Origin of the sequence: Sphingomonas populi (assembly GCF_004208535.1) — a bacterium.
Taxonomy (GTDB): domain Bacteria; phylum Pseudomonadota; class Alphaproteobacteria; order Sphingomonadales; family Sphingomonadaceae; genus Sphingomonas; species Sphingomonas populi.
On record NZ_SGIS01000013.1, the window covers coordinates 1 to 25,320 of the forward strand.

At 67.5% G+C, this 25,320-nt stretch carries 34 protein-coding genes; 19 read left to right on the plus strand and 15 right to left on the minus strand.

Annotated features, from left to right (window positions below):
• Positions 1–331: helix-turn-helix domain-containing protein (locus tag EWE75_RS26245; protein ID WP_130156987.1), on the minus strand; the 331-nt coding region annotated here is incomplete at its 3' end.
• Here EWE75_RS26245 and EWE75_RS10000 point away from each other — a divergent pair.
• The 12 genes from EWE75_RS10000 to EWE75_RS10045 all read left to right on the plus strand — a co-directional run bounded on the left by EWE75_RS10000 (position 237) and on the right by EWE75_RS10045 (position 3,850).
• Entirely contained in the window at positions 237–839 is a 603-nt protein-coding gene (locus EWE75_RS10000; protein ID WP_165388337.1) for a hypothetical protein, read from the plus strand. The genes EWE75_RS26245 and EWE75_RS10000 overlap by 95 nt on opposite strands.
• Before the next feature lie 91 nt (positions 840–930).
• Positions 931–1,140: a hypothetical protein gene (locus EWE75_RS10005; protein WP_130156991.1), complete on the plus strand. Its 210-nt coding sequence runs from the start codon at positions 931–933 to the stop codon at positions 1,138–1,140.
• Positions 1,140–1,535: an XRE family transcriptional regulator gene (locus EWE75_RS10010; protein ID WP_130156993.1), complete on the plus strand. Its 396-nt coding sequence runs from the start codon at positions 1,140–1,142 to the stop codon at positions 1,533–1,535. Before EWE75_RS10005 ends, EWE75_RS10010 begins: the two co-directional genes overlap by 1 nt.
• Positions 1,532–1,729 carry a hypothetical protein gene (locus tag EWE75_RS10015; protein ID WP_130156995.1) on the plus strand — a complete coding sequence of 66 codons (198 nt, stop codon included), beginning with the start codon at positions 1,532–1,534 and terminating at the stop codon, positions 1,727–1,729. The genes EWE75_RS10010 and EWE75_RS10015 overlap by 4 nt, the downstream gene beginning before the upstream one ends.
• Entirely contained in the window at positions 1,726–1,941 is a 216-nt protein-coding gene (locus tag EWE75_RS24985; RefSeq protein ID WP_165388338.1) for a hypothetical protein, read from the plus strand. Before EWE75_RS10015 ends, EWE75_RS24985 begins: the two co-directional genes overlap by 4 nt.
• On the plus strand, positions 1,938–2,180 hold the full coding sequence (locus tag EWE75_RS24990; protein WP_165388339.1) for an acyl carrier protein: 243 nt from the start codon (positions 1,938–1,940) through the stop codon (positions 2,178–2,180). The genes EWE75_RS24985 and EWE75_RS24990 overlap by 4 nt, the downstream gene beginning before the upstream one ends.
• A complete protein-coding gene (locus EWE75_RS10025; protein WP_130156999.1) occupies positions 2,177–2,416 on the plus strand; it encodes a DUF2312 domain-containing protein in 240 nt (79 codons plus the stop codon). The genes EWE75_RS24990 and EWE75_RS10025 overlap by 4 nt, the downstream gene beginning before the upstream one ends.
• Positions 2,416–2,736 carry a hypothetical protein gene (locus EWE75_RS10030; RefSeq protein ID WP_130157001.1) on the plus strand — a complete coding sequence of 107 codons (321 nt, stop codon included), beginning with the start codon at positions 2,416–2,418 and terminating at the stop codon, positions 2,734–2,736. The genes EWE75_RS10025 and EWE75_RS10030 overlap by 1 nt, the downstream gene beginning before the upstream one ends.
• Entirely contained in the window at positions 2,736–2,903 is a 168-nt protein-coding gene (locus EWE75_RS24995) for a hypothetical protein (RefSeq protein ID WP_165388340.1), read from the plus strand. The genes EWE75_RS10030 and EWE75_RS24995 overlap by 1 nt, the downstream gene beginning before the upstream one ends.
• A 256-nt stretch (positions 2,904–3,159) precedes the next feature.
• Positions 3,160–3,348 carry a hypothetical protein gene (locus tag EWE75_RS10035; protein ID WP_130157003.1) on the plus strand — a complete coding sequence of 63 codons (189 nt, stop codon included), beginning with the start codon at positions 3,160–3,162 and terminating at the stop codon, positions 3,346–3,348.
• Entirely contained in the window at positions 3,345–3,545 is a 201-nt protein-coding gene (locus EWE75_RS10040) for a hypothetical protein (RefSeq protein WP_130157005.1), read from the plus strand. The genes EWE75_RS10035 and EWE75_RS10040 overlap by 4 nt, the downstream gene beginning before the upstream one ends.
• Complete coding sequence (locus EWE75_RS10045; protein WP_130157007.1) at positions 3,545–3,850, plus strand: helix-turn-helix transcriptional regulator; 306 nt, start codon at positions 3,545–3,547, stop codon at positions 3,848–3,850. Before EWE75_RS10040 ends, EWE75_RS10045 begins: the two co-directional genes overlap by 1 nt.
• A 337-nt stretch (positions 3,851–4,187) precedes the next feature.
• Here EWE75_RS10045 and EWE75_RS10050 read toward each other — a convergent pair whose 3' ends face one another.
• From EWE75_RS10050 to EWE75_RS10060, 3 genes are all read right to left on the minus strand, one after another.
• Complete coding sequence (locus EWE75_RS10050; RefSeq protein ID WP_130157009.1) at positions 4,188–4,838, minus strand: outer membrane protein; 651 nt, start codon at positions 4,836–4,838, stop codon at positions 4,188–4,190.
• Between the two features lie 123 nt (positions 4,839–4,961).
• Positions 4,962–6,086, minus strand: a complete 1,125-nt coding sequence (locus EWE75_RS10055; RefSeq protein ID WP_130157011.1) for an alpha-hydroxy acid oxidase — start codon at positions 6,084–6,086, stop codon at positions 4,962–4,964.
• A complete protein-coding gene (locus EWE75_RS10060) occupies positions 6,071–6,751 on the minus strand; it encodes a Fe2+-dependent dioxygenase (RefSeq protein ID WP_130157014.1) in 681 nt (226 codons plus the stop codon). Before EWE75_RS10060 ends, EWE75_RS10055 begins: the two co-directional genes overlap by 16 nt.
• Positions 6,752–6,861: 110 nt before the next feature.
• Between EWE75_RS10060 and EWE75_RS10065 the strand changes: the two genes are divergently transcribed.
• On the plus strand, positions 6,862–8,283 hold the full coding sequence (locus EWE75_RS10065) for a M20/M25/M40 family metallo-hydrolase (RefSeq protein ID WP_130157016.1): 1,422 nt from the start codon (positions 6,862–6,864) through the stop codon (positions 8,281–8,283).
• Positions 8,284–8,293: 10 nt separating this feature from the next.
• Here EWE75_RS10065 and EWE75_RS10070 read toward each other — a convergent pair whose 3' ends face one another.
• From EWE75_RS10070 to EWE75_RS10095, 6 genes are all read right to left on the minus strand, one after another.
• Positions 8,294–9,037 (minus strand): SapC family protein, encoded by a 744-nt coding sequence (locus EWE75_RS10070; RefSeq protein WP_130157018.1) that lies wholly within the window; start codon positions 9,035–9,037, stop codon positions 8,294–8,296.
• A gap of 11 nt (positions 9,038–9,048) precedes the next feature.
• Positions 9,049–9,723: a cytochrome b/b6 domain-containing protein gene (locus EWE75_RS10075; protein ID WP_206364735.1), complete on the minus strand. Its 675-nt coding sequence runs from the start codon at positions 9,721–9,723 to the stop codon at positions 9,049–9,051.
• A gap of 9 nt (positions 9,724–9,732) precedes the next feature.
• Entirely contained in the window at positions 9,733–10,203 is a 471-nt protein-coding gene (locus EWE75_RS10080; protein WP_130157020.1) for a c-type cytochrome, read from the minus strand.
• Between the two features lie 29 nt (positions 10,204–10,232).
• A complete protein-coding gene (locus tag EWE75_RS10085; protein ID WP_130157022.1) occupies positions 10,233–11,600 on the minus strand; it encodes an ankyrin repeat domain-containing protein in 1,368 nt (455 codons plus the stop codon).
• Complete coding sequence (locus EWE75_RS10090; protein ID WP_130157024.1) at positions 11,593–12,933, minus strand: DUF1552 domain-containing protein; 1,341 nt, start codon at positions 12,931–12,933, stop codon at positions 11,593–11,595. The genes EWE75_RS10085 and EWE75_RS10090 overlap by 8 nt, the downstream gene beginning before the upstream one ends.
• Positions 12,934–13,051: 118 nt before the next feature.
• A complete protein-coding gene (locus tag EWE75_RS10095) occupies positions 13,052–15,484 on the minus strand; it encodes a DUF1592 domain-containing protein (RefSeq protein ID WP_130157026.1) in 2,433 nt (810 codons plus the stop codon).
• A 237-nt stretch (positions 15,485–15,721) separates the two neighbouring features.
• On the opposite strand from EWE75_RS10095, the gene EWE75_RS10100 reads away from it, so the two are divergent.
• From EWE75_RS10100 to EWE75_RS10110, 3 genes are all read left to right on the plus strand, one after another.
• On the plus strand, positions 15,722–17,227 hold the full coding sequence (locus EWE75_RS10100) for an adenosine deaminase family protein (protein ID WP_130157028.1): 1,506 nt from the start codon (positions 15,722–15,724) through the stop codon (positions 17,225–17,227).
• Between the two features lie 62 nt (positions 17,228–17,289).
• Entirely contained in the window at positions 17,290–17,547 is a 258-nt protein-coding gene (locus tag EWE75_RS10105; RefSeq protein ID WP_231708300.1) for a type II toxin-antitoxin system ParD family antitoxin, read from the plus strand.
• A complete protein-coding gene (locus EWE75_RS10110) occupies positions 17,540–17,830 on the plus strand; it encodes a type II toxin-antitoxin system RelE/ParE family toxin (protein WP_130157030.1) in 291 nt (96 codons plus the stop codon). Before EWE75_RS10105 ends, EWE75_RS10110 begins: the two co-directional genes overlap by 8 nt.
• A 33-nt stretch (positions 17,831–17,863) precedes the next feature.
• Here EWE75_RS10110 and pncB read toward each other — a convergent pair whose 3' ends face one another.
• From pncB to EWE75_RS10130, 4 genes are all read right to left on the minus strand, one after another.
• Entirely contained in the window at positions 17,864–19,168 is a 1,305-nt protein-coding gene (gene pncB, locus EWE75_RS10115; RefSeq protein ID WP_130157032.1) for a nicotinate phosphoribosyltransferase, read from the minus strand.
• Between the two features lie 11 nt (positions 19,169–19,179).
• Positions 19,180–20,073, minus strand: a complete 894-nt coding sequence (locus EWE75_RS10120) for an NAD(+)/NADH kinase (RefSeq protein WP_130157034.1) — start codon at positions 20,071–20,073, stop codon at positions 19,180–19,182.
• Positions 20,074–20,173: 100 nt separating this feature from the next.
• On the minus strand, positions 20,174–21,154 hold the full coding sequence (locus EWE75_RS10125) for an SPFH domain-containing protein (RefSeq protein ID WP_130157036.1): 981 nt from the start codon (positions 21,152–21,154) through the stop codon (positions 20,174–20,176).
• Between the two features lie 11 nt (positions 21,155–21,165).
• Positions 21,166–21,900, minus strand: a complete 735-nt coding sequence (locus EWE75_RS10130) for an NUDIX hydrolase (protein WP_130157038.1) — start codon at positions 21,898–21,900, stop codon at positions 21,166–21,168.
• A gap of 77 nt (positions 21,901–21,977) precedes the next feature.
• Here EWE75_RS10130 and EWE75_RS10135 point away from each other — a divergent pair, with 77 nt between their 5' ends.
• A complete protein-coding gene (locus EWE75_RS10135) occupies positions 21,978–22,571 on the plus strand; it encodes a cysteine hydrolase family protein (protein WP_130157040.1) in 594 nt (197 codons plus the stop codon).
• Between the two features lie 92 nt (positions 22,572–22,663).
• On the plus strand, positions 22,664–23,401 hold the full coding sequence (locus tag EWE75_RS10140; RefSeq protein ID WP_130157042.1) for a dienelactone hydrolase family protein: 738 nt from the start codon (positions 22,664–22,666) through the stop codon (positions 23,399–23,401).
• A 171-nt stretch (positions 23,402–23,572) separates the two neighbouring features.
• Here the strand turns inward: EWE75_RS10140 and dapE are convergent, their stop codons facing one another.
• Positions 23,573–24,709, minus strand: coding sequence for a succinyl-diaminopimelate desuccinylase (gene dapE / locus EWE75_RS10145; protein ID WP_130157044.1), 1,137 nt, complete (start codon positions 24,707–24,709; stop codon positions 23,573–23,575).
• Positions 24,710–24,721: 12 nt separating this feature from the next.
• Between dapE and EWE75_RS10150 the strand changes: the two genes are divergently transcribed.
• Positions 24,722–25,186: a cupin domain-containing protein gene (locus tag EWE75_RS10150; protein WP_206364736.1), complete on the plus strand. Its 465-nt coding sequence runs from the start codon at positions 24,722–24,724 to the stop codon at positions 25,184–25,186.
• Positions 25,187–25,320 lie beyond the last annotated feature (134 nt).

Consider the following 25,320-nt stretch of genomic DNA (forward strand, 5'->3'; position numbering starts at 1 on the left):
TCTGCCGCCGCTCGAAAAAGCGCCACAGGCCTGCCACGCTCACCGCGATCCCTTGCCCGGCAAGCGCGCTCCGCAGATCCGCAAGCGTGATGTCCGGTATCCTGGCCAGTTCTCCCAGGATCGTATCAGCATGCCCCTCGATCCGTTTCGACCGGCGGTCGCCACCTTGCCGCTGCGGGGTGACGTCATCTCTGCCTTTCGAAAGCGCATGCCATCGGATCGCGCTTGATGCGCTGATGCCGAACCGCTTCGCAGCCTGCCGGCACGACGCGCCAGCCTCGATCGCCGCGATTACCCGCTTGCGTAGATCAACCGACAGCGCCCTGGGCATGTATCAACCTCCTTGCTCGAAGGCCGTACTGAATCAGATCGCAACCGATTTGGGAATCGCCCACGATTCAATCAGATCGATTTATGCTCTAGGCGATCTCACGCCCGCGCGCTGTGCCGCCATCACTGGCCGCGCCGAGGCGTATCTGCGCGAGGCGAGCGATCCCGACCGACCCCAACGCCTCACCGTGCAGGACATGCTCAAGCTCGACGTCGAGCATCTCGCCTTCGACGGCACCACTCCGTTGTTCGCCGCCTATGGCGCGCTCGTCGCCCAGGCGCGCGCCGAGATCTATGTCGACGCCGTCGCGATCGGCCGCGCTACCAAGGACGTGCTCAAGGAGGATGGCGACGCGCACCTCGCGCTGTTCCTCGCTTCGCAGCCGGACGCAACCGATCAGGATCTCCGCGCAGCGCTGCGGGAAACGGAAGAGTCGGTCGCCGCCCAATCGCAGGCGATCCACGTCGTTCGCGTCGCCCTTGAAAAGTGCCACCAACAGCCGCCGTAAGCGGGACACGCCTCCGATCCCGTCCGAACCTAAGCCGCCCGATGATCTGTCGATCGCCGGGACGGAAAACTGCTGCCCGGAAGTCTGCCGCATGTCCTGCCGTCCCGATCTCTACAAGGCGCGCACCGCGATCGATCGCTTACAACTCCACCTGCGCGACATCGAGGACCGGCTCGGCGACGACGCCGCGAAGCGCAACATCGTGCGAGCCCGCGAGCATCTCGCTGCCGCCGACATGGAGCTCGACCGCGCCGTGCAGCTCGCCGCGGCGCCCGCCGTGATCTTCGAGGTTTTGCGCTGATGCCGCCGCCGACCCCTGGCGCTTATCTGAAGATGCGCCGTTGCGCGGCTCGTCTGTCGGTCGCCGACGTCGCAGCGCGCATTGCCACCGTACCGCGCTTGGCCGAGCACGCCCGCGTCGAGCTGATCGAATTGATCGAGGCGGACGCTGCGCCGGCGAGCTTCGCGACGGTGGTGGTCTTCAACAACGTCTATCCCTTCGACATCGAGGTGCTCGCCGCGCTCCAGCGGATCAAGCTCGGTGCGGACTTCGCGCCGCCACACCTTTGTCGCATCTGCGCCTGCAGCGACCATGATCCCTGCTTCAGGGGAACCGTGTTCGGTCCGTGCTTTTGGGTCGAGGACGGTCTCTGTTCCGCCTGCGCTACTCCGCCAACCCGGAGCGCGACTGCGTGAACGATCTGCCGCCTCCGTCGCCGCAGGCCGTTCGGCGCGCGCGCATCGCGATCGACGTCGCGATCGTCGTCGCCGGCGTCGCTGTGGCCTTCGCCCTGACCCGCCATCCCGCCCCGGCGCTGGTGACCCTCGCGGTCGCCCTGTTGGTCGCCGTCACCGCTTTTGTCGTCATCATGAGGGAGTTTTCCCGATGAAGTCTGATCCCGTTTCGATCGACCGGCCCGTGCCGGCGCAGTTCATCCATCGGCAGGATTGCCGCTGCCCCGATTGCCCCGGCGCCCGGCGCCCGCTCAATCCTGCGGCGCGCGGCGCGCTGCTCTTCTCCGGCGGGATGGCGATCGGGTTCCTGTTGGTGGCCGCATCGGGCAATCTGGAGGCGGCGCTGCGCGCGCTGTTCGGCCTGTGAGCAACGATCCCCTCGCTCGCGCTCGACATCTGATCGTCCAGACGCTGGGCGCAGGCATCAGCCATCGCATCGAGCCGGACAGGAAGCTGATCGATGATCTCGGTGCGGACAGTCTCGACCTGATCGAGCTCCAGTGCGCGATCGAGGATCTCGGCGCCGATGCGCCCGACTCTGCCTTCCACCGCGGCATGCGCGTCAGCGACGTGGCCGCCCTCATTCCAGGAGGAATTGGCGCATGAGCGACAACATCTCCGCCGACCAGCTGCGCCTGCTGATCGAGCGTATCGAGCGCCTCGAGGAAGAGAAAAGGGGCATCTCCGACGACATCAAGGACGTCTACGGCGAGGCCAAATCGACCGGTTTCGACGTCAAGACGATCCGCACGATCGTCCGCCTGCGCAAGATGGAGAAGCACCACCGCGACGAGGCGGACATGCTGCTCGAAACGTACAAGCAAGCACTGGGGCTGTCGTGATGCAGCCGACCATCCAAGAAATCGCCGCGATGCCGTTTCCGGCAAGCCGCGAGGCCGTGCGGCGCTGGCTCGACCCGGACTGGTGTCGGTTCGGTCCCGATGCCGAACCGCGCGAGGTGCGCGTATCGATCGACTATGAGGTCACCAGCGAGGAGAGCGCCACGCTGACCGTGACCGCTCGTAACGCCGATGAGGCGAAGAGCCTCGCGATCGAGCAGTTGTCAGAGGGCCGCGGCAAGGTCGAAGTTCTCCACGCGCGAGTCATCGATCCGGCCGCAGGACTTCAGCCCGCGCTCCCTTTTGATGGCGCGCTGCACTGATGCCGGCGAACCCCGGATATTGCCCGGCCGAGGCCGCAGGCAAGCGCGTCGACGTGCTGCTCGCCAACGGCAGCCGTCGCCAGTGGCCCGCTGACGGGAAGCAAGGCTGCTGCTGGACGATCCGGGGCATCCCCGCTGACATCCGAGAATACGAGGTCGTGCGCTGATGCCCTGCGAGCACGTCACCCTGCCTGGCGGGGGGCACGCGATCGTCTGCTCGTCGCGACGCCGGCAGCGGTGCGCATGCGGCCGAGTGGCAAATCGCCTGTGCGATTGGAAGGTGCTCACCAGACGTAGCGGGACGTGTGACGCGCCGATCTGCCGGACATGCAGCACATCGCCGGCAGCGGATAAGGATCTGTGCCCCGAGCATGCGGCCGCGTTCGACGTATGGCGGGCTGCGCGCCCGGCGGAGCGTCGTTGATGGTGCGTCTCGCCGACATCGTCGATGCCGCTTTCGCGCAGCACTATCCCTGCACATGCCCGAAATGCCGGGCGCTTGATCGCGCGCATCCGAACGAAGGAGTCCAGTTGCGCCTGTTGCCCCCTTCCGACGACCAGGCGGACGCGATCCCCGCCAGCGCCGCGCCAGTCGCAGGGCAGGGCACATGACCGGGCAGGGAAGATCCTGCGCCGCGCTGAGTTGCTCGGCCCAGGTCGATCGCAACACACCGTTCTGTCGCCGCCATTGGAACAAGCTCCCGGGCAAATTGCGGTCGCGTATCAGCATGTCGGCAACGGCAAAGGACAGTGCGGTGCGCACCGACGAGATCGGTCGCGCGGTGCGACTGCTCGGGGTGATCTCGTGATGACCTATGCGCAAAAACACGACGGTGCCGGTGAAGAAGATAAGCGCGGGGAGGGCAAGCCAGTGAGCGCTTTGCATTCGCTGACGACGGAGCAGCGGAAGAGCAGGGGCTCCGTGCTGGAGCGCGGCCGCTTTCTGCGGATCAACGATGTCGTCGCAACGACGGGCCTGAGCCGCGCCACGATCTACCGACTAATAGATCGAGCGGATTTCCCGCGCCAACACCAGCTTACCAAGCGGGCGATCGGCTGGTGGCAGGCCGACGTCGAGGAGTGGGTCGACAGTCGCCTCGGCAACGCTGCCTGAGCGCGCAACTGCTCTACAGCCGGGGGCATCGCTGGGGGCATCCCAAAAATCAAAAGCATCAGAAACGGCGTAAATCAGGGGCGTTACCATGAATATTCCAGCAGCAGCCCTGTCCACCACCCCTTCATCTCGGGGTGTCTGATGCCGGCTTGAGAAGCCCGGCTTTGCCGACTCTCTTCGGCAGCTTCTCTCCTCTACGGTATCGCTGTTCAGCAACGTCTCCGCACGTCCGGGGCGCCTGTGTCCGTCACGGTCGCCAGTGCGCGCGCTCCTCCCGCAACGAAAAAGGGCGGCCCTTGCGAGCCGCCCTTTCCGTACTTCCCAAGAAGCGGTGTGCTTACTTGAAGTGGAAGCCGATGGTGCCCATCACGCGCTGACGCGAGGTGTGGTCGTTGTACTGCGAGAAGACGTACTGCGCGCCGACGAACAGCGGCATCTTCATCACGTCCTTGCCGAGCGAGTACTCGACGCCGCCGCCGACCTGATAGCCGTCGGTGCTGTAGTGATCGTAGAAGCTGGTCTGGCCGGCCGGAGCGCTGAAGCTCTTGCGCTGCTCGTTGTTGACGTAGCCGCCCTTGCCGTAGACCAGGAACGTCGGCGTCACGAGATAGCCGGCGCGCACGCCTGCGCCCCATTCCTCGAACGACTTCTGGCAGATGGTGCCGCCGCGCGCACCGCCACCGCAGATCTCGCTCCAGTCATTGGCGCGCCAGTAGGACGCTTCCGGGCCGACCACGATCTTGTCGCCGATCACGCCGTCGAAGCCGACGGTCGCGCCGTAGCCGAACTTGTCGCGGTGGCGGCCCTGCGACTGGAAGCGGTCACCGCCGGCATTGCCTTCGATGCGGAAGCCGCGGAACGTCGACGCGCCGTCGCTGCTGGTGTCCTGCGTGGCGGTGTCCGTCACGGTCGTGTCCTGGGCGGTCGCGGCCTGTGCGCCGAACGTGGCGAGGCCGAGGGCGACGGCGGAGAGGAAAGCTTTACGCATACGTAGTTCCTTTGGTGTTTTTATATTCAGCGGGTGCGTAACTATCATCCGACGCGGACGATCCACCCCCCATTGCGGAAAGTCGCAAGCTGTTGCTGCGGCGCAACAGGTATGACGGAAGCGCTATGAAGCGCGGGTGAACAGGCAGGCTGGGCCGATGCGATCGAGCGTCGGGCAGCCGAGTTGCGCCATCGCCAGCTCAAGCTCGGCGCGCAGGATGTGTGCGACATGCGCCACACCGGCCATGCCCGCCACGGCGAGGCCATGCAGTTGCGGGCGGCCGACCAGCACCGCCGCCCCGCCGAGCGCGAGCGCCTTGACGATATCGGTGCCGGTCCGCACGCCGCCGTCGATCAGCAGCGGCACTGCGCCGGCGACCGCGTCCACCATCGCCGGCAGGACATCGACCGCAGAGGGTGCGCCGTCGAGCGTGCGCCCGCCGTGGTTCGAGACGATGATCGCATCCATGCCGTGCGCGATGGCGACGCGCGCATCTTCGGCGGCGAGCAGGCCCTTGAGGATGATCGGCAACCGCGTGCTGGCGCGCAGCCACGCGACATCGTCCCACGTCGGCGCGCCATCAGCGAGCGGGGTGCCGAACAGGATGCGGCCGCCCGGCGCGCTGGTCTGGCGGCGATCGGCGCCGCCCGGCAGGTTCGCGGCGGTGACGCCGGGCGGGAGCGTGAAGCCTGAGGTCTTGATCGACGCATCGACCGTCAGCACGATCGCCTCGTATCCGGCCGCCTCCGCGCGCGCGACCAGTTCGGCGGAGACCGCGCGGTCCTCCTGAAGATAGAGCTGGAACCACAAAGGGGCCGGCGCGACGCCGAGCGTGCGCGCGGCATCGCGTGCGGCCTCGGCAATCGCCTCCAGCGGCACGCTCGACAGCGTGCTGACGACCATGCCGACTCCCATCGCGACGCTCGCGCGCACGCAAGCGAGTTCGCCTTCGGGGTGGGCGAGCCGGTGATAGGCGACCGGCGCGAACAGGATCGGTGCGTGATGCACGCGCCCCAACAAGCTCAGCCGGGTGTGGCCGCCGCGCAGATCGGCGAGCATACGCGGCAACAGCGGGTGTCCGTCGAACGCCGTGCGGTTGCGCGCCAGCGTCGTGGCGCTGCCCGACTGGATATGCGCCCAGGACGCGGCGGGCATGTGGCGCTCGGCCAGCCGCTCGTAATCGGCGAGCGTCTGGAGGTCGGGCGGGATCGCCGTCAGCGGCGGCAGCGGGGTCACGTCTCCGACCATTGCCGCATCAGATTGTGATAGACCCCGGTCAGCGTGTCGATCGCGCCATGCTCGGGATGGTCGGCGCCGAGCGACTGGATGGCTGTGTCGAGATCGAACAGCAGCCGGCGCTGCTCGTCGGCGCGGACCAGGCTCTGCGTCCAGAAGAACGCGGCATAGCGCGTGCCGCGCGTTACCGGCGTAACGTGATGCAAGCTGGTGCCGGGATAGACGATCATGTCGCCGGCGGCGAGCTTCACGCGGCGGTCGCCGAACGTATCTTCGATGACCAGCTCGCCGCCGTCATACTCTTGCGGGTCGCTGAAGAAGAGCGTGCTGGAGATGTCGCTGCGCACACGCTCGGCGGAGCCGGGCAGCGGGAAGATCGCGTTATCCACATGCGCGCCATATTCGCCGCCGCCCTCGTAGCGGTTGAAGCGCGGTGGCAACACGCGCAGCGGCAGCGTCGCGGCGATGAACAGCGGCGTGGTGCCAAGCCGATCGAGGATGCGCGCGCCGAGCTGACGGGTGACGGGGTGGTCGAGCGGCAGTTGCAGGTTGCGCTTGACCAGCGCCGCGCGGTGTCCGGCGGTGGCGCGACCGTCCTGCCAGTCGGCCGCCTCCAGCGCCGTGCGCGCATCGCGGACCTCGGCGGGTGTGAACAGGGCGGGGATGTGAAGCAACATGCCGGCCTGCATAGCGGCAAAGCCATTGCGAAGCAGTAGCGAAACGAACGCCCTTGTCGAAGCGCTGGCGCTCGGCCAGACTGGCACGGTCAGAGGGAAAAGGGATCGCCATGAAGACAGCTCGCCGCTCCAGTCTCGTCGCGCTCACCGCCCTGCTCGCCGGCACCGCGCCGCTCCTCGCCGCGCCAGCCGATCCGCGCGGCGGCGAGCCGGCGTTCCGCGCGCTCTACAAGGAGCTGGTCGAAACCGATTCGAGCTGGCCCGACGGGAGTTGCACGCTCGCCGCCGAGCGGATGGGCGCGCATCTGAAAGCGGCGGGCTATCCGGCCGCCGACGTTCAGGTGATCGTCGATCCGGCGCACCCCAAGGAAGGCAATCTCGCCGCGATCCTGCGCGGCAGCGATGCCAAGCTGCCGGCGCTGTTGCTGCTCGCCCACATCGACGTGGTCGCCGCCAAGCGCAGCGACTGGACGCGCGATCCGTTCACCTTGATCGAGGAGAACGGCTATTTCTATGGGCGCGGCACTTCGGACGACAAGGCGATGGCGGCGGCGTTCACCGATGCGATGGTGCGCTTCCGGCAGGAGGGCTACACACCCAAGCGCACGATCAAGCTTGCGCTGACTTGCGGCGAGGAAACGGAGAAGGCGCTCAACGGCGTGTCGTGGCTGCTCAAGAACCGGCCCGAGACGTTGCAGGCAGGCTGGGCGCTCAACGAGGGCGGCGGCGGGTCGCTCGACGCGGCGGGCAAGCCGGTCAGCCAGGGCGTGCAGGCGGGCGAGAAGGTCTATCAGGACTTCACCTTCACCGCGACCGCGCCGGGCGGCCACAGCTCGCGCCAGGCGCCGCATATCAACGCGATCGGCTGGATGTCCGAGGCGCTGGCGCGGATCAACGGCTATGACTTCCCGGTCGATCTGACGCCCGCCGCCAGGGCGTATTTCGGCGCGTCGGCGCCGCTCTATCCCAAGACGCAAGCCGCGATGGCGGCGATCGGCGCGGGCAAGGCCACGCCTGCCGATTATGCAGCGGTGTCCGCCGAGAACCCGAGTTGGAACGCGACGTTGCGCACCACCTGCATCCCGACGATGATCTCGGGCGGGCACGCCACCAACGCGCAGCCGCAATCGGTGAGCGCCAACGTCAATTGCCGGATCATTCCGGGCGAGAGCGTCGATGCGATCCTCGCCACGCTGACCAAGGTCGCGGCCAACCCCAAGGTGACGGTTGCGCTCGCTGATCCGCCCCAGCCGAAATCCTCCGCGCCGCCGCTGACGCCGCAGATCATGGGTCCGATCGAGGCGCTCACCAAGGAGATGTGGCCGGGCGTGCCGGTGATCCCGCGCCTGTCGACCGGCGCGACCGACGGCCGCTTCACCAATGCGGCGGGCATTCCGACCTATGGCGTGTCGGGGCTGTTCTCGGACCCGGACGGACAGGGGGTGCATGGCCTCAACGAGCGGATTCGGGTGAAGTCGCTGATGGACGGGCGCGTGTTCCTGTACCGGCTGGTGAAGGCGTATACCGGCTGAACGGGGAAGGTTAACCAGCCGCCCAGAGCGGCAGCACCTCCCAATTTCCCGCCGACAGCAGGTGTGCGTGGATCGCCGCGAGCGCGCCGCCCGCGCGTAGCCGCGCGAACGCAGCGGGTTCCAGCGCGTCGAGTTTGGTGCGCGATACGCCATCATATTCCACCACCAAAGTGCGCGCGCCGCCGGGCGGACTGTGATACGCCTGACGCGGTTCGAGCAGTTCGAGATCGTCGAGCATCGCGACAAAGGCGCGGGTACGCGCCTCGGCGGCATCGACCGCGTTGCAGATACCGATCGCCTCACGCACCAGGTCGCTGGGGCGGCCGTGGTCGAACAGCGCCACCGCGCCGGGCGTACCGACCGGGACCAGCCGCTCCGATGACTCGTCGATGCAGATGACGTTGCCGCCCGTCTCCTCGCGGCGCGCCAGCGTGAACGGGTGCCGGCGCAGGTAGGCCGGCACATAGGCGCCGGGCGCGTAGCTGCCGTCCGGGGCGACGAACAGGTTGCGATCGGCGGTGAGGCCGGTGACGATCACCGCCTCGCGCTCTGCCGCGAAGAAGAGGATCGGGTAATCGAGCGCGGCGCGGTCGAACTCGTCGATCGTCACCGCGATCAGCGGCGCGGCGCTGGCGAAGCGATAGGGCGCGTCGGCGGGCAGCAGCGCGCAATCGCCATGCCGCCGCGCATCGAGAATCGAGACCTGCTCGTACAGTGGCAAAGCGCCGTGCAGCGTGAACGCATCGTCCGCCATCGCCGCTGCGCTTAGAAGCGGAAGCCCTTCGACACCGCATAGGCAAAGCCGATCGCGAGGACCAGGCCGATCGCCGCCTTCCACGGCGACGCGCCGAGGCGCGCCGCGATGGCTTCCGCGCCGGCCTTGCGGCGGCCGTGAATCATCGGTGCGATGAGATTGTGGCGCAGCCCGATCAGGTAGAACAGTACCGCCAGCACATGCAGCGCGACGAGCGCGAGCAGCACGTTGAAGACGAGGTGATGCACGCCCGCCGCGACGCGGCCGGTATCAAAGCTGACGTAATCGGCGAGCGGCCCCGATTCGAGCCCATCGACATCGACTGAGAACAGCCCCGCTGTCACCATCACCACGAGCGTGGCGAGCATCAGCACGACGCTCCACCCGCCGACCGGGTTGTGCCCATCCGCTGCCTGATAGGGCCGCTTGCCGAGCGTGCGCAGATAGGAGAGCGCCGCGCGCGGGCCGCGCACGAACTGCGTGAAGCGGGCGGTGCGGCTGCCGGCGAAACCCCAGTAGAGGCGGAACACCAGCAGCGCGAGGATCGCGTAGCCGGACAGCCGGTGCCAATCCATCTCGTGATTCTCGCCGCTCCACCACGAAAAGCCGAGCAGGGCGACGAGCAGCCAGTGGAACAGCCGAACCGGCAGATCCCATACGCGCGTGGTGGTGGTGTCAGATGACATGCGGCGGGATCAGGTATCCGAGCGGAACTGGCGATGGCAGGCGCCGCAGGTGCCGCCGACCGCCTTCATCTGCGCACCGATCGCGGCGGCGTCGCCGGTGCCGGCGACCGTCACCAGCTTGCCCGATTCGCCGACGAGCTTGGCCATAGCCGCATCGAACGTGGCGCGGTCGGTCCAGATCGCGGGGAGGGCGTCGGTCTTGATGCCGGCGGCCGGGCCGGTGCCGGCTGGGAACAGCTTGCCCTGGCCCTTGGCGGTGGCCGCGATGGTCTGCGCGGCGGCGAGCGTCTTCGCCTTGTCGAGCGCACCGCTTTTGAGCTGCTCGCCGATCGCCTTCATCGCGCCGCCCATCTTCTTGAAACCGGCGACGCGCGCGTTGATCACGTCCTGCGGCGCGGGGGCTGCGGCCATCACCGGCGACGACAGGATCACGGCGAGCGCCGCGACGCGGAGGGTCTTGAAAGCTGGTGCTACGATCATGAACGGTCTCGCTCTCGATTTAACGTGAATCACGGCCGCGCGGCCAATTGCTGTCCTCCCCGATTTACCGGCTTCGCGCCAGCCCCATCGGGAAAGGTTTCGACGAAAATCGCCTTTACTTCGTTGAGCCCCTTGGCGGCGATCTCGGCGGCGGTGCCGTATTTGCTCTTGAGATCGGTGCGCGCGCTGTGCGCGGCGAGCGTGCGGAGCATCGCTGCCAGCTCCGGGAAGGGCCGACCGCCGACGAGGATGTGGAGCGCGGTAAAGCCATTGGCATTGGCGACATCGACGTTGGGGGCGACCTGCAACGCGAGCCGGAGCGCGGCGTCGCTGCCGCCCTTCGCCGCCGCCAGCACGACATTGGTGCCGTCCGCCGCCACGAAATGCGGGTCGGCGCCGCCGGCGAGCAGTGCCGCCATCGCCTCGGCATGGCCCGATTGCGCCGCCCAGAGCAGCGGCGGCGTCGGCGGGACGGGCGGCGGTGGCTGACCGAAATTGGCCTCGGTCACCCATTTGATCGTGGATGGCCCGCTCAGCGCATTGGCGTCGGCGCCGCGCGCGAGCAGCAGCTTGACCAGCGTCGCGTCGCCACCTTCGGCGGCGGCGTCGAGCGGGGTCTTGCCCTCGCGGTCGCGCGCGGCGAGATCGAAGCCATAGGGCACCAGCAGCGCGGCGGCGCCGTAACTGTGCTGGTACAAGGCGAGTTGCAGCGCGCTGGTGTTCTCCGGGCCGCGATAGTCGGCCTTCGCGCCGGCGGCGAGCAGCGCGGCTGTGGCTGCGGGGATGCCGCTTTTGATCGCGAAGAACAGCGGCGTGAAGTCGCCCTTGGAGATACGGTTCGCGTCCGCGCCGGCCTTGAGCAGCGCGGCGATCGCCTCGGTGCGGCCGACCGAGGCCGCCCACATCAGCGGCGTCTGGCCGCGCGCGTCTGGCGTATCGGGCGCGGCGCCGGCCGCGAGCATCCGCGCCACCGCGTCCGCCGGCCCGAAGCGTGCGCAGATCGCGAGCGGCCTGGTACCATCGGGCGCGGCGGCTCGGACATCGGCATGCGCGTCGAGCAGGTGCGAGACGATCGCGGCATTGCCGAGTTCGCAGGCGAGCGCGAGCGGCGTGACGCCGTCCGCGTCGGCGGTATTGGGTTTGGCGTGCGCGGCGAGCAGCGCCGCGACCAGCGCCGGGTCTTGCGTGTTTACCGCGAGCGCGAGCGGGGTCGCGCTGTAATCAAGCGGTGCGTTGGGATCGGCCTGCGCGGCGAGCGCGGCTTGCGTCGCGGCGAGATCGTCGGCGGTGATCGCACGGACCAGCGCGCCGGCATCGACCGGCTTGCGCGCCTGCGCGGCGCCGCTCCACAGCGCGACTGCGGCCAGCGCCAAGGCAATCCGCGCGCGATCAGGCACGCACCAGCTCCGCGAGCGGCGCGTTGCTGTCACCGAAGGATTTGGTCGGCACGTCGAGCACGTTCAGCGCGGCGAGCAGCAGGTTCGACATGGTCGTGCCCTTTGGCACCGCGATGCTGCGGTCGCCCGGCACCAGCCCGCCCGCGACGATCACCGGCAGGTCCATGTGATCGTGCTGGTTGGAATCGCCGAACGCCGAGCCGCGGATCACCATCGTGCGATCGAGCAAGCTGCCGTCGCCGTCCTTCACCGCCTTCATCCGGTCGAGATAATAGGCAAAATATTCCATGTGGTGGCGGTTGATCTTGGCCAGCTTCGCGATCTTCTCGGGATTATTGCCGTGGTGGCTGAGCATGTGGTGCGAATCCGGCACGCCGATTTCGGGATAGGTGCGGTTGCTCAGTTCGCGGCCGATCATGAAGCTGCCGACGCGGGTGATGTCGGCCTGCATCGCCAGCACCTGCAAGTCGATCATCATGCGGACATGCTCGTCGAAAGACTCGGGGATGCCCGCAGGCCGCTCCATGTCGGTCGCCTGGCTGGTCGCGCCCGAGGCGGCGGCGCGCTGGATGCGCTTCTCGATATCGCGGGTCGCCTCGAGATATTCATCGAGCTTGCGGCGATCCTCCACGCCGAGGCGGCCGGACAGGCGCAGCGTATCGTCGCGGACGAAATCGAGGATGCTGGTCTGGCGGCGCGCCTGCGCGAGCCGGCTCTGCGCGTCGAGCGCGTCGCCATCGCCGAACAGCCGCTCGAACACGTCGCGCGGGTTGGCGGTGACGGGCAGCGGCACGTTCGGGTTCATCCACGAAATGCCGTTGGTGTAGGCGCAGCTATAGCCGATGTCGCAACTGCCGAGCAGGCTGGCCGGATCGATGCCGAGTTCGAGCGAACTGAGCATCGTCGCGTCGCCGAGATGCTGCGCATAGACCTGATCGATCGACACCGCGCAGCGGATATCGGTGCCCTCGGTCTGCTTCACGTGCGTGCCGGTGAGGAAGGCGGGGCAGGAGCGGCCATGCCCGGCGGCGATATCGCCCATCGCCGCCGCCTGCGGATGACCAAGCCCGCTGAACACGCTTACTGCCGCGCGGTGCGGCGCGAGCGGCTCCAGCGTCGGCGGCAGCACGAAGCCCTTGCCCTGCGTGGTCGGGCGGAAGGCGTCCATCATCATGCCGTTGGGCGAATAGAACACTTGCAACCGCTTGGGCCGCGCCGCGAGATCGGCGGCGCGGGCGCTCGGCATCATCGCTTCGAGGAACGGCAGCGCCAGCATCGTGCCGGCGCCGCGCAGCATCGTGCGGCGGCTGATCGCGGGGCGCGGGAGGATCATGGTGTCGGTCCTTGCGGTTCTCCCGCGAAAGCGGGAGCCCAGAGCCGCAGGCGCGGCGCTGCGTGGCTCTGGACCCCCGCTTTCGCGGGGGAACGGGTGGTCGGGGCAGGGCGGCGCGTCATTTCGCCGGCGTCTTTCTCAGCGTGAACGGCGCGCTCGTCGCGATGCCCTTGATGATCGTCTGGATGCGGTAGTCGTCGCCGGCCGCGCTCGCGGCGATTTTGCGCACGGTCGGCATGTCCTGCGCGATCAGCCCGCGTGCGAGCGCGTAGGTGAGCAGGCGACGGGTGAAGGCGCCGGCGAACTCGTCCTTGCGGGCGAGCAGGATTGTCTGAAGCCCGTCGAACCCGGAGAACTTCGTACCGTCGGGCAGCACCGCCGCCGCATCGATGATCTGCCCGGCATCCTGCTTGCGCCAGCCGCCGACCGCGTCGAAATTCTCGAGCGCGAAGCCGATCGGGTCCATCTTGACGTGGCACGAGGCGCAGGCCGGGTTGGCGCGGTGCATCTCCAACTGCTCGCGCGCGGTCAGCTTGCGGCCGTCATGCGTTTCTTGAAGCGCGGGCACGTCGGGCGGCGGTGGCGGCGGCGCGGCGGCGAGGATGTTTTCCAGCACCCATTTGCCGCGCTTCACCACCGACGTGTGGTTGCCATAGGACGTGACGGTGAGGATGCTCGCCTGCCCGAGCAGCCCGCCGCGATGCCACGCCGGATCGAGCGCCACCTTGCGGAACGCAGTGCCGCTGACGCCGGCGATGCCGTAATGCGCGGCGAGCCGCTGGTTGAGGAAGGTGTAATCCGCCGCGATGAAATCGAGCAGGCTGCGGTTGTTGTGCAGCACATAGCCGAAGAACATCTCGGTCTCGCGCGCCATCGCCGTGCGCAGCCGCGCGTCGAACGCCGGATAGACGGTGATGTCGGGGCGCTGCTGGTCGAGGTTGCGCAGATACAGCCATTGGCCGGCGAAATTCTTGGTCAGCGCGTCGGCGCGCGGATCGGCGAGCATCCGCGTCACCTGTGCCTCGATCGCGCCGGGCGTGGCGAGTTTACCCTGTTCGGCCGCCTTCAGCAGCGTGTCGTCGGGAATGCTGCTCCACAGGAAGAACGACAGCCGCGAGGCGAGGTCGAGATCGCTGACGCGGTGGACGCTGCCCGGCGCGCTGCCGGCGGGATCGCTCTCGACCAGGAACAGGAATTGCGGCGCGACCAGCACGCCTTCCACCGCCGCTGCGACGCCGTGATCGAAATCGGACGCGGCGCGCTCGCTCGCATAGAGCTTCATCAACGGTGCGACATCGGCCTCGCTGACCGGGCGGCGATAGGCGCGGTGCGCGAGCGCGGTGATGATTTTCCGCGCGCACGCCGTCTCCGCCGAGGCGGCGCGCGGGCGGCACAGGAAGATGCGCTTGCGGCTCGGCGTGTCGTCCTTGGCGCTGGCGTCATACGGGCCGGCGACGTCGATCTGGAGCACGTCGCGCGGGAAATTCTGCTGCGAATAGCGCGGTGACAGCCGGTAGGACGGCACGCTGATCTGCTTCACCCGAACGCCATCGACCAGAACGTCGAGCGGCAGCGGCTTTGGCGCGTCGACCGGCAGCGGCACCTTGTCGAGATCGTTGCGCAGCGTCTGCACGCTCTCGTCGGGCGCGAGCGTGCGGTGGAAGGTCATGCCGATGGTATGCGCGCCCGCCTTAAGCGGCACGCGCACGCTGACCTTGTCCTCCTTGAGCCGGTCGCTTTCGTTGTTGGTGTTGGAGTTGAGCCAGCCGCTCACCTCGTAGACGCCGGCGTGGCGGGCGTAATAGGGAAACGCACCGCCGCCGCGCGAGCCGAGCGGCAGCGCGTCGCCGGCGCGTTCGTTGTACGCGGGCCGGCCCGAATTGAGCACCGAGCCGTCCTTGGGCAGTTCGTAGCTGGTGACGAACGCGCGCGGCGAACTCATGCCCGTGGCCATCCGCGCGACCTTGCTGGCGACGTTGACATAGCGGTCCATCAGCGTCGGCGAGACGGTCAGCACGTCGGCGATGTTGTCGAAGCCATAGCCCGAATTGTCCTGCGGCAGATCGCGGCTGACATCGGTATCGAGCGCGAGCAGATCGCGCACGGCGTTAGCATATTCGACCCGGTTGAGCCGGCGGATGGTCGCGCGGCCGGGATCGGGATGCGCGGTGGCATAAGCGTCGAGCGACCCCTTGAGCCACTGGATGAACGCCGCCCGCATCGCCGGATCGGGCTGCGGCTTGTTACGCGGCGGCATCTCGTCAAGGCTGGTGCGGCGGAGGATCTTCTCCCATTCGTCGGCGTGCTTGCCGATCAGCAGATCATTGTCGCGCAGATCGGCGATCGAGAGGTTGGCGACCTTGTCGTCGTCATTGTGGCAGCGCGCGCAATAGTGTTCGAGCAGCTCGGGCGGGCCGCTTTCGACATGCACGACCGCCGGTTGCACGGCTTGCGCGCGCACGCCGTCCGAATGCGTCGCCGCTGCGAGTGCCACGACGGCGGTACTGAGCAGCAACAGCGCGCCGCCGACCGAGGGCCGCGACAGCGTCAACGCACGATCTTTTTTCGAAGAGGGCAGGGAACTCTCAAGGCGCAACCCGATTTTTGGCGATTGCGGACCTAGTAAGCGCGTGGGTGCAAGCGTCCATTGCCGTTATCGGCACGATCGCATCGAAAAATGCGCGCACTCGCCCGCGCGCATTTGCGCAACGGATCGTGCTTTTCATTGCATTTGGCGAAGCACCCCTGATCGCCTAGCGCCGCCCACGGGGTTATCCGGGGGAAAAGCATGCGTTCGGTCGCACTCATCATCGCGCTGTTGCTGGCGAGCGGCGCGGCGACCGCGCGCGAGGTAAAGCCGCTGTCCGACGAAGCGCGCACCGCCGCGCGGCTCGACGCGATCGCGGACAGCCCGCCCCGGTTGCGCGTGTTCCTCCAGACGATGCCCAAGGGCGGCGACCTGCACAATCACGGCGGCGGCTCGATCTATGCCGAAGACTGGCTGCGCTGGGCGGCTACGGGCGGGCTGTGCATCGCCACCGACACAGCCAGCATCGTGCCGCCACCCTGCGACAAACCCAATCGCGTGCCAGCGGCGGGATTGGAGCAGAATTACGCATTGTACAGCCGCATGCTCGATGCGCTCTCGACGCGCGGGTTCGAGACGGGCGTCAACCAGCCGACGCTCTCGGGTTACGACCGCTTCTTCGCCACCTTCGATGCGTTCGGCACCGCATCGTTCGGCAACGAGGCGAAAGAACTCGCGCTGACCCGCGAACAGGCGGCGGCGGACCGCGTCTCCTATGTCGAGCTCGGCAGCGGCGCGCATCAGGCGCGCGGGCTGATCGCGGCGGTGAAGGACATCGACCCGACCGACTTCGCGGTGCTTTCCACGAAACTCGCGCCGCTGCTGCCCGATGCGGTGGCGCGCGCGCGGGCCGATTATGATCGCTACGAGGCGGAATCGGCGAAGATCGACGCTTGCGATACGGCCAAGCCCAAGCCCGCCTGCGCGGTCGAGATGCGCTATCTCTACACTGCGATCCGCACGATTGCGCCGGCAGGAACGTTTGCGCAACTCGCGTTCGGCTTCGCGCTCGCCGAGGCCGATCCGCGCTTCGTCGGCGTCAACATCGCCGCGCCCGAGCATGATCCGATCGCGGTGCGGGACTATGATCTCCACATGCGGATGATCGCGTTCCTCAAGGCGCGGCACCCCAAGGTCGCGCTGTCGCTCCACGCCGGCGAACTGACGCTCGGGCTGGTGCCGCCGCGCGATCTGGCGTTCCATATCCGCGAGGCGGTCGAGGTGGCCGGCGCGCGGCGGATCGGCCACGGCATCGACATCTCCTATGAGGACGACGCCGCCGGGCTGCTCAAGGAGATGGCGGCGAAGCAGATCGACGTTGAGATCAACCTGACCAGCAACGCGGTGATCCTCGGCGTGAAAGGCAAAGCGCATCCGCTGTCGCTGTACCGCGAGGCGGGCGTGCCGGTGACGCTCTCGACCGACGACGAAGGCGTCTCGCGCAGCGACATGACCAACGAATATGTCCGCGCGGTGGTGGAGCAGGGGCTCCGCTATGCCGATCTCAAGCAGATCGTGCGCGACACCATCCACTACAGCTTCCTGCCCGGCGCGAGCCTGTGGCGCGCTCGGGCTGGCGGAGTGAAGGCGGCTGCGTGCGCGATCGAGGGTGCGGCGTGCGAGGCGTTTCTCGCGGCGAATCCCAAGGCGGCGAAGGAACGGCAGGTGGAGCGGGCGCTGGCGGCGTTTGAGTCTGGGGTGCGGTAGCGCACTCGCGAACCCTTGCGGTCGGTATTGTTACCCACTAAACTGCACCAATAGTATGATGATTGGAGCAGGCGATGGCGACCGTTCGCAAGACCATCACCCTTACCGACCAGCAAGACGCTTGGATTTCTGCGCAAATCGCAGCGGGCCATTACACCAACGACAGCGAAGCGATCCGGGATCTTATCCGGCGCGAGCAGCAGCGCGGTTTCGAGATCGAGGCGATCCGTAGCGCGCTCATCGAGGGCGAGCAGAGCGGCGAGCCGGAACACTTCGACTTCGCGGCTTTCAAACAGCGCAAAGCCGCGCTGCATGGCTGAGTTTCGGCTCAGTCCGAAAGCGCAGCGCGATATCGAAGACATTTTCGAGTATACGGTGAAGCGGTGGAGTTTGGCTCAGGCGCTACACTACACCGATCTCCTCGAAGCGGCGTGCGCCAGTCTGGCCGATGCGCCGCATAGGTCGCAGGATTGCGCCGCGATCCGGCCGGGCTATCGGCGGCGGACCGTGGCGCAGCATGTGATTTACTTCAAGCAGACCCTCTACGGGATCGCGATCATACGCATCCTGCATCAGCATATGGATCAAACCCGGCACCTTTAAGCGCGATCGCAACGTTCGCTGGGTTGGCGTCCGCTACACGCTCACCTCGCTCTCGGCGCGCCCATCACCGCCGAACACCCTCAGATACCGCGCGATCTCCGCCGGCTCGCCGGTCGCCTTGGCGGGATTGTCCGAGAGCTTCACCGCCGGTCGCCCGTTCGCGCGCGTTACCTTGCAGACCAGCGAGATCGGCTCCAGCGCATGGCCGCCGCGCGGGTCGCAGCCGCGGAAATCGTTGGTGAGGTTGGTGCCCCAGCCGTAGCTCATCCGCACGCGGCCGTGGAAATGGCGGTAGGTCTGTTCGATCGTGTCGATGTCCATGCCGTCGGAGAAGATCAGCAGCTTCTCACGCGGATCGACGCCCTGCTCCTGCCACCAGCGGATGATCTGTTCGCCGCCTTCGATCGGCGGCGCACTGTCGGGGCGGAAGCCGGTCCAGTCGGCGAGCCACGCCGGCGCTTGCTTGAGGAAGGCGGTGGTGCCGAACGCGTCGGGCAGCGCGATCAGCAGATTGCCGCCATAATGCGCGCGCCATTGTTCGAGCACGCGATAGGGCGCGCCGGCGAGTTCGGCATCGCCATTCGACAGCGCCGCCTCGACCATCGGCAGTTCGTGCGCGTTGGTGCCGATCGCCTCGAGATCGGCGTCCATCGCCAGCAGCACGTTGGAGGTGCCGATGAAGCGGTGGTCCAGCCCCTCCTTGAGCGCCTCGACGCACCAGCGCTGCCACAGGAAGCCGTGCCGCCGCCGCGTGCCGAAATCGCTCAGCACGAGATCGGGCAGCTCGCGCAGCCGCTCGACCTTCTCCCACAGCCGCGCCTTGGCGCGCGCGTACAATACGTCGAGCGCGAACTTGCCCATGTCGCGCGTCGCGGCGCGCGATTTGAGTTCGTTGATGATCGCGAGCGCGGGGATTTCCCACATCGAGGTGCCGCTCCACGGCCCGTCGAAATGCAGTTCATATTGGCCATCGACCTTGCGCAGATCATATTCGGGTAGCTGGAAATCGGCGAGCCACGCGATGAAGTCCGGCGCGAACATCTGGCGCTTGCCGTAGAAGCTGTTGCCGGCCAGCCAGATCAGCTCCTTGCGGCTGAACCGCACGGTGCGGGCATGGTCGAGCTGCGCGCGCAACTCGGCTTCGTCGATGATGTCGGCCAGCCGCACGCTCTTGGTGCGGTTGATGAGCGAGAAGGTCGCGGTCACGTCCGGGTGGATGTGGCGGATCATCTGCAACATCAGCAGCTTGTAGAAATCGGTGTCGAGCAGGCTGCGCACGACCGGATCGAGCCGGAAATTGTGGTTGTAGGTGCGGGTTGCGATGTCGGTGACGGCCATGTGTGCGATCCTTACCCGATCACGAGATGAAGGGAATTGGGCGCGGGCGTGATCGTCACGCGGCGGCCCCAGTCGAACCCGAGGAAATCCTGCTCGATCCCGTCGGCGAAGATCACCCCGCCGTCGTTCATACGCGAGGTGACGATCAGCGGATCGTCGGTGAGCTTGCCGGCGCGCATCCGCGTCTCGGTGGCGACGCTCGGGAACGGCTCGCGCACCCAATAGCCCGCCGCGCGTTCATCGGTGCCGAGCGGCAGCGGCAGATTCGTGGCCTCGGCGATCGAGCGCGCCCAGCCGGTCGCGCCGGTGCCCGAGGCGACGATCAGCCCCGACGACGAATGCTCCTCGCCGTCGCCGGCGAGTTCGATCCGGTAGCGCGCTGATTGGTGGCTGCGATGCCCGAGGAAGATCTCATTGAGCGCGACCAGAATTTCGCCGTCGTCGAGCGTCGCCTGCACCATCGTGCGCCGCTCGACCGGCGCATCGGGCCGCACCGTGCCGGGCAGCAGCCGCGCCAGCCGCTCGACGCGCACGCGCGCCAACACGCCGTCATACAGATCGGGCGCGGGATTGACCCCGATCACCGGCTGCTCCGCGACATATTTGGCGACGTTGGCGACCAGCCCGTCCTGCCCGACCGCGATGACGATATCCTCGCGCGCGAACAGGAAGCGATCAAGATCGGCGCGCCGCACCAGCGCCTGCCGCCACTCGGCCGGCACCGACGCGCGTGCCGCCGCCAGTACGGCGTGGAATTGGTGGTGATGCTGCTCGACCGTCTCGATCCGCTGCCCGCGCGTTTCGAGGAAGAAGCGCGCCTGATCGCGCGTGGCGTGGCGGGCGATGAGCCGTTCGAGATCGGTTTCGCGGATGACGAAAACCGCGCGGGGTGGGATGCCGGACATGTTTTGCTTCTCACAATCCAAGCCGTTCGTCCCGAGCGAAGTCGAGGGACAGCCCGCAGCGCAGGTGTCTCGACTTCGCTCGACACGAACGGGAGGGGCGTTAACCCGCGACCACCACCGGGCTCTTGCGGAACTCGCCCATCACCGCCGCGAGCAGATCGGGGGTGATGTTGACATGCTCGATCGTGTCGAGCTTGCCGGCGAGTTGCTGCGCGGCGAGGCCGAACAGCACCGCCGGGGGCAGATCGCGATAGACCGCGATGTGCGCCTGCTCGGCCTCGGCCTTGGCGCCTTCGATGAGGCGGATGCGGTCGGCCTCGGCCTTAGCCTCGACCTGCTGCGCCTCGGCCGCGCCGGTCGCGCGGTTGCGGGCGTTGTCGGTTTCCTCGGCGATCAGCAATTTCTCGCGCCGCGCAAGTTCGATCCGCGTCGCCAGCTCGTTCTCGGCGATGGCGCGTTCCTTCTCGACCGCGAGCGCGCGGCGTTCGAAGGTCGCTTCGTCGGCCTTTTGCTGGAGCGCCTCGAAGGTCGGGGTCTGGAGCGCGCGTTCGAGTTCGCTCGACGGCGCCAGATTGGTTAGCCGCACCGACACCGCCGCAACGCCGATCTCGGCCAGCGCCGGATCGGCGGCGAGCGCGGCTTCCAGTTGCGCGCGCAGCGGCCCCGGCCCGGCATCGAGCAAGGCGCGCACCGGCGCGGTGCCGAGATATTGCAGCACCGCCTGGTTGGCGATGCCGGTGATCCGCGCCTCGATGCTCGGCACCGGCTCACCCTGCGGCTTGCCGCTGTACGGGCTGATCGTGAAATCGACTCGCTCGGCGAGCAGCACCGGATCGACGACGTGCCAGCCGACACTGCCCTGGACCGACACCGTCTGGAAATCCTGGCTACGGCCCTTCACGAACAGGGTCATCTCGCGGTCGTCCATCGGCACTTCGGCGATGCTCGCGGTTTCCGGGCGGAACCAGAAGACGAGCCCGCGCCCGCTCTGGCGGACCTTGCCGTTGCGGTAGCGGATGATGTGGCTGCTCGCCTCGCTGCGAAGCTGCGCGAAGAACAGGAGATTGCGGATCGTGGCCATGGGTACGCTCCTTACATTGGTCTGTTTATGAGGGGTCGGTGGAAACGATAGAGTTCGGCGGGTCGAAACGAGGTGCCGCCCTCGCGCTCGCCGGTCGCGGCGAGCCAGCCGCGATCGAGCATGCGGCGGCGAAAGGCGGGCTTGTTGAGCGTGACGCCGAGGATCGCTTCATGCACGTCCTGCAACTGGCGCAGCGTGAAGCGCTCAGGCAGCAGCGCGAAGCCGACATCGGAATAATCGAGCTTGCCGCGCAGCCGCAGCATCGCCAGCGCGACGATGTCGGCATGGTCGAAGGCGAGCGGAACCGCACCTTTCGGCGTGGCGATCCTGACCGCGCCGCCGGTCTCGCCCGGCCACGGCACGGTGATCGTCGCGGCGAGCAGGCCCGGCATGTCGTCGAGCGCAGCGGCGAACGCGGCCTCGTCGAGCAGCGCGAGATAGGCGACCGAGATGATCCGCATGCGCGGATCACGCGCGACCGCGCCGAAGGTGTAGAGCTGTTCGAGGTGCGCGGTGGCGATCCCCGCCTTGTCGCGCAGCACGCGGGCAGCGGCGGCGTCGAGCGTCTCGTCGATGCCGACGAACCCGCCGGGCAGCGCGCAGCGGCCGGCAAAGGGCGGCGCGTCGCGTTTCACCAGCAGCACCGCCGGCTCGCCACCACGAATCCCGAGCAACACCAGATCCACCGCGACCGAAGGCCGCTGATAGGCGTTGGGATCATAGTCGAGGGCTTCGTCGTCGGTCACGCACCACCTAATATGCAATATGCGCTTTACTTATTATCGTAATGTATATATGTCAATGCCCATAAGGAGATCGATCGATGCAGGACTTCGTCATCGTCGTGGATGCACAATATGATTTCATGGCCACCGACGGCGCGCTGAGCGTCGCGGGTGCCGACGCTCTGGTCGGGCCGATGCGCGCGTGGCTGTCCGGGCTCGAATCCGAACGCACCGCCGGGGTGCTGTTCACCTTCGACACGCATGTGCCCGATATCTACGCCGCCTCCGAAGAGGCCAGGGAATTTCCCGCGCATTGCGTGAAGGGCACCCCCGGCTGGGCCAACATGCTCGATCCGGCGCTGCTCGATCGCGCGATCCCGGCGTGGCGGATCGAGAAGCATGTGTTCGACATGTGGGCCGAGGACGGGTTGCTGATCGAGGATGCGCGCGGCGATGCGATGCCGCCGGTGCCGCGCGACGCTTTCTTCGACCGGCTCAAGGATGCGGGCGTGCGCCGCGTGACGGTGATCGGCGTCGCCGCCGATTATTGCGTGCGCTGGGCGGTGGCGGGGCTGGTCGCGCGCGGCTTCCAGGTGGTCGTGCCGGCGGCGCTGACGCGCGGCATCGCGCGGCAGATCGACACCGTGCTGGCGGAGGATTTCCCCGGTGCGGCGGTCGATACTGTCGCATGACGCGGTGATGTCGCCGCGCGGCGGCTGGCGGCGGAGTTTGGAATGCGGCAGATGCGCGCCGGTATGATTCGATTTCCGAGAGGAGCATTCCGATGAGCGACGAACAGGTCACGATCCAGACGCGTGACGGCGCCTGCCCGGCGCATGTGCTGACCCCCCAGGCCGAGGGCGCCTGGCCGGCGGTGATCCTGTACATGGACGCGCTGGCGATCCGCCCCACCGTCATCGAGATGGCGCGCCGCCTCGCCGCGAACGGTTATGTCGTGCTCGTGCCCGACCTGTTCTACCGCTACGGCCCCTATGCGCCGTTCGATCCCAAGGCGGTGTTCGCCGAGGGCTTCCGTAAGGTGATCGGCCCGCTGATGGCGACCACCGGCAACGACAAGGCGGCGTCCGACACCGAGGCGTTCCTCGCCTATCTCGACACACGCAAGGATGTTGCGGGCAGCAAGATCGGCACGGTCGGCTTCTGCATGGGCGGCGGCATGGCGATCACCGTGGCGGGCACCTTCCCCGACCGGGTCGCGGCGGCGATCAGCTTCCACGGTGGCTTCCTTGCCTCCGATGCGGACACCAGCCCGCATGTGCTCGCGCCGAAGATCAAGGCCGAGATATACGTGGCGGGCGCGGACGACGACGACAGCTATCCGCCGGAAATGGCCGAGCGGCTGACCAAGGCGTTCGACGCGGCCGGCGTGACCTATAAGGCCGAGATCTACCCCGGCGCGCTGCACGGCTGGATGAAGCCCGACTTCCCCGTCTACAACGAAGTCGCCGCCGAGCGCGGCTGGCGCGAGATGCTGGCGGTGTTCAGGCGGACTTTGGGGTAAGGCTCACTCACCCTCACCCTTCCCACCCGGCTGCGCCGGGCGGGCCCAGTTTCGGGTGAACAGCGCCCCGCGCTGTTCAGGTGATGCCGGGGGCATCACCGACCCGAAACTCCTCTCCCAGCGGGAGAGGGAGGGAGGAGCGAAGCGACGGAAGGGTGAGGGTGACGCGGTTTACAACGCCCCAACGCGCGCGATGATATCCGCATAAACCCCGGTCAGCGCGACGAGATCGTCCACCGCGACCGCCTCGTCGAGCTTGTGCATCGTCGCGTTGCACAGCCCGAACTCCACCACCGGGCACAGCGCTGACAGGAAGCGCGCATCCGAGGTGCCGCCGGTCGTCGACAGGTCCGGCCGCAACCCCAGCCGCGCCTCGATCGCATCGCCGATCAGCGTCGAGAACGCACCCGGTTGCGTCAGAAATGCCTCGCCTGAAATCCGCGCGGTCAGCGTAGCCTCGGGTGCGTGCGCGGCGATGATCGCGCGCATCCGCTCGATCAGATCGGCGCCGCGATGGCCATCGTTGAAACGGATCGACAGCCGCGCCGAGGCGTGGCCGGGGATGATGTTGGTCGCCGGATTACCGACGGTGATGTCGGTCGGTTCGATATTCGACGGCTGGAACCACGCATTGCCGGTATCGAGCACGATTCGGTCGATCTCGGCGAGGATCGCGACCAGCTTGGGGATCGGATTGTCGGCGAGGTGCGGATAGGCGACATGGCCCTGCTTGCCGGGCACGTCGATCCACAGATTGACCGAACCGCGCCGCCCGATCTTGACCATATCGCCCAATCGCACCGCCGAGGTCGGCTCGCCGACCAGGCACAGGTCCGGCGTCACGCCGCGCTCGGCCATGCGCGCCATCAGCGCTTGCGTGCCATAGGTGGCGGGGCCTTCCTCGTCGCCGGTGAGGATGAGGGTGAGCGGGATGCCCGGCGTTTGCGGAATGGCGGCGACGAACGCGGCGATCGCGCCCTTCATGTCGACCGCGCCGCGCCCGTAGACCAGACCGTCGCGCTCCTCCGGCACGAACGCATCGCCTGTCCAGCCTGCCCCCGGCGGCACCACGTCGAGATGGCCGGCAAAGGCGAAATGCGTGCCCGTGCCGGCGCGGGTGGCGAGCAGGTTCTCGACTGGCCCGTCCGGCGCTTCGCCTTCGATGAAGCGCGCGACGGTGAAGCCGAGCGGCAGCAGCGCGGCTTCGATCACGTCGAACACCGCGCCGCGTGCGGGCGTGACGCTCTCGCAGGCGAGCAGGGTCTTGGTGAGCGCGATCGGATCGGGCAGATGGGGCGTGTCAGTCATGGGGAGCGGACATTGCCCAAGCTCGATCTCGATACAATCCCGCAGACCAACACAACGGGATATCCGCCGCAGTTCGCCGACGTCGTCGCCGGGCGCTGGTATCGCCGGCTCGCGCCGGTCGGCGGTCTCACCCACATGGGCGCGAGCCACGTTGTCCTGAAGCCGGGCGCGCAATCGTCGCAACGCCACTGGCATGATGGCGAGGACGAATTCGTCGTGATGCTGTCGGGTGAGGCGGTGCTGATCGACGATAGCGGCGAACATCCGATGCGCGCCGGCGATTGCGCGGCGTTTCCCGGCGGTGAGCGCAACGGGCATGTGCTGGTCAACCGTAGCGACACCGATTGCGTGTTCATCGCGGTCGGCGCCGGGCCGGATGAAGGCGGCGGCTATTCGGACATCGACATGCTGTTCACCGCCGACGGGCGTTATACGACCAAGGACGGGGTGGAATATCCGTCGAAGCGGGCACGATAGCGGCGTCCTTAACCCCTTCCGTTCGTGCCGAGCCCTTCGACTGGCTGGCAAGCCAGCCGCTCAGGATACACTTCAGCCCAAAGGGCCGAAGTCGAGGCACCTGCGCAATGTCCCTCGACTTCGCTCGGGACGAA

Bases quoted from the DNA above. Each gene is read 5' to 3' on its own strand.
- EWE75_RS10065 (WP_130157016.1), top strand. From the start codon at position 6,862: ATGAAGACAGCTCGCCGCTCCAGTCTCGTCGCGCTCACCGCCCTGCTC.
- EWE75_RS24995 (WP_165388340.1), top strand. From the start codon at position 2,736: ATGCCGGCGAACCCCGGATATTGCCCGGCCGAGGCCGCAGGCAAGCGC.
- EWE75_RS10070 (WP_130157018.1), bottom strand. From the start codon at position 9,037: ATGGCGGACGATGCGTTCACGCTGCACGGCGCTTTGCCACTGTACGAG.
- EWE75_RS10055 (WP_130157011.1), bottom strand. From the start codon at position 6,086: ATGGTCGGAGACGTGACCCCGCTGCCGCCGCTGACGGCGATCCCGCCC.
- EWE75_RS10090 (WP_130157024.1), bottom strand. From the start codon at position 12,933: ATGATCCTCCCGCGCCCCGCGATCAGCCGCCGCACGATGCTGCGCGGC.
- EWE75_RS10125 (WP_130157036.1), bottom strand. From the start codon at position 21,154: ATGGCCACGATCCGCAATCTCCTGTTCTTCGCGCAGCTTCGCAGCGAG.
- EWE75_RS10035 (WP_130157003.1), top strand. From the start codon at position 3,160: ATGGTGCGTCTCGCCGACATCGTCGATGCCGCTTTCGCGCAGCACTAT.
- EWE75_RS10100 (WP_130157028.1), top strand. From the start codon at position 15,722: ATGCGTTCGGTCGCACTCATCATCGCGCTGTTGCTGGCGAGCGGCGCG.
- EWE75_RS10060 (WP_130157014.1), bottom strand. From the start codon at position 6,751: ATGTTGCTTCACATCCCCGCCCTGTTCACACCCGCCGAGGTCCGCGAT.
- EWE75_RS10075 (WP_206364735.1), bottom strand. From the start codon at position 9,723: ATGTCATCTGACACCACCACCACGCGCGTATGGGATCTGCCGGTTCGG.
- EWE75_RS10010 (WP_130156993.1), top strand. From the start codon at position 1,140: ATGCCGCCGCCGACCCCTGGCGCTTATCTGAAGATGCGCCGTTGCGCG.
- EWE75_RS10120 (WP_130157034.1), bottom strand. From the start codon at position 20,073: ATGTCCGGCATCCCACCCCGCGCGGTTTTCGTCATCCGCGAAACCGAT.
- EWE75_RS10110 (WP_130157030.1), top strand. From the start codon at position 17,540: ATGGCTGAGTTTCGGCTCAGTCCGAAAGCGCAGCGCGATATCGAAGAC.
- EWE75_RS10025 (WP_130156999.1), top strand. From the start codon at position 2,177: ATGAGCGACAACATCTCCGCCGACCAGCTGCGCCTGCTGATCGAGCGT.
- EWE75_RS24985 (WP_165388338.1), top strand. From the start codon at position 1,726: ATGAAGTCTGATCCCGTTTCGATCGACCGGCCCGTGCCGGCGCAGTTC.
- EWE75_RS10135 (WP_130157040.1), top strand. From the start codon at position 21,978: ATGCAGGACTTCGTCATCGTCGTGGATGCACAATATGATTTCATGGCC.
- EWE75_RS10005 (WP_130156991.1), top strand. From the start codon at position 931: ATGTCCTGCCGTCCCGATCTCTACAAGGCGCGCACCGCGATCGATCGC.
- EWE75_RS10140 (WP_130157042.1), top strand. From the start codon at position 22,664: ATGAGCGACGAACAGGTCACGATCCAGACGCGTGACGGCGCCTGCCCG.
- EWE75_RS10030 (WP_130157001.1), top strand. From the start codon at position 2,416: ATGCAGCCGACCATCCAAGAAATCGCCGCGATGCCGTTTCCGGCAAGC.
- dapE (WP_130157044.1), bottom strand. From the start codon at position 24,709: ATGACTGACACGCCCCATCTGCCCGATCCGATCGCGCTCACCAAGACC.
- EWE75_RS10050 (WP_130157009.1), bottom strand. From the start codon at position 4,838: ATGCGTAAAGCTTTCCTCTCCGCCGTCGCCCTCGGCCTCGCCACGTTC.
- EWE75_RS10080 (WP_130157020.1), bottom strand. From the start codon at position 10,203: ATGATCGTAGCACCAGCTTTCAAGACCCTCCGCGTCGCGGCGCTCGCC.
- EWE75_RS10045 (WP_130157007.1), top strand. From the start codon at position 3,545: ATGACCTATGCGCAAAAACACGACGGTGCCGGTGAAGAAGATAAGCGC.
- EWE75_RS10040 (WP_130157005.1), top strand. From the start codon at position 3,345: ATGACCGGGCAGGGAAGATCCTGCGCCGCGCTGAGTTGCTCGGCCCAG.
- pncB (WP_130157032.1), bottom strand. From the start codon at position 19,168: ATGGCCGTCACCGACATCGCAACCCGCACCTACAACCACAATTTCCGG.
- EWE75_RS10000 (WP_165388337.1), top strand. From the start codon at position 237: ATGCCGAACCGCTTCGCAGCCTGCCGGCACGACGCGCCAGCCTCGATC.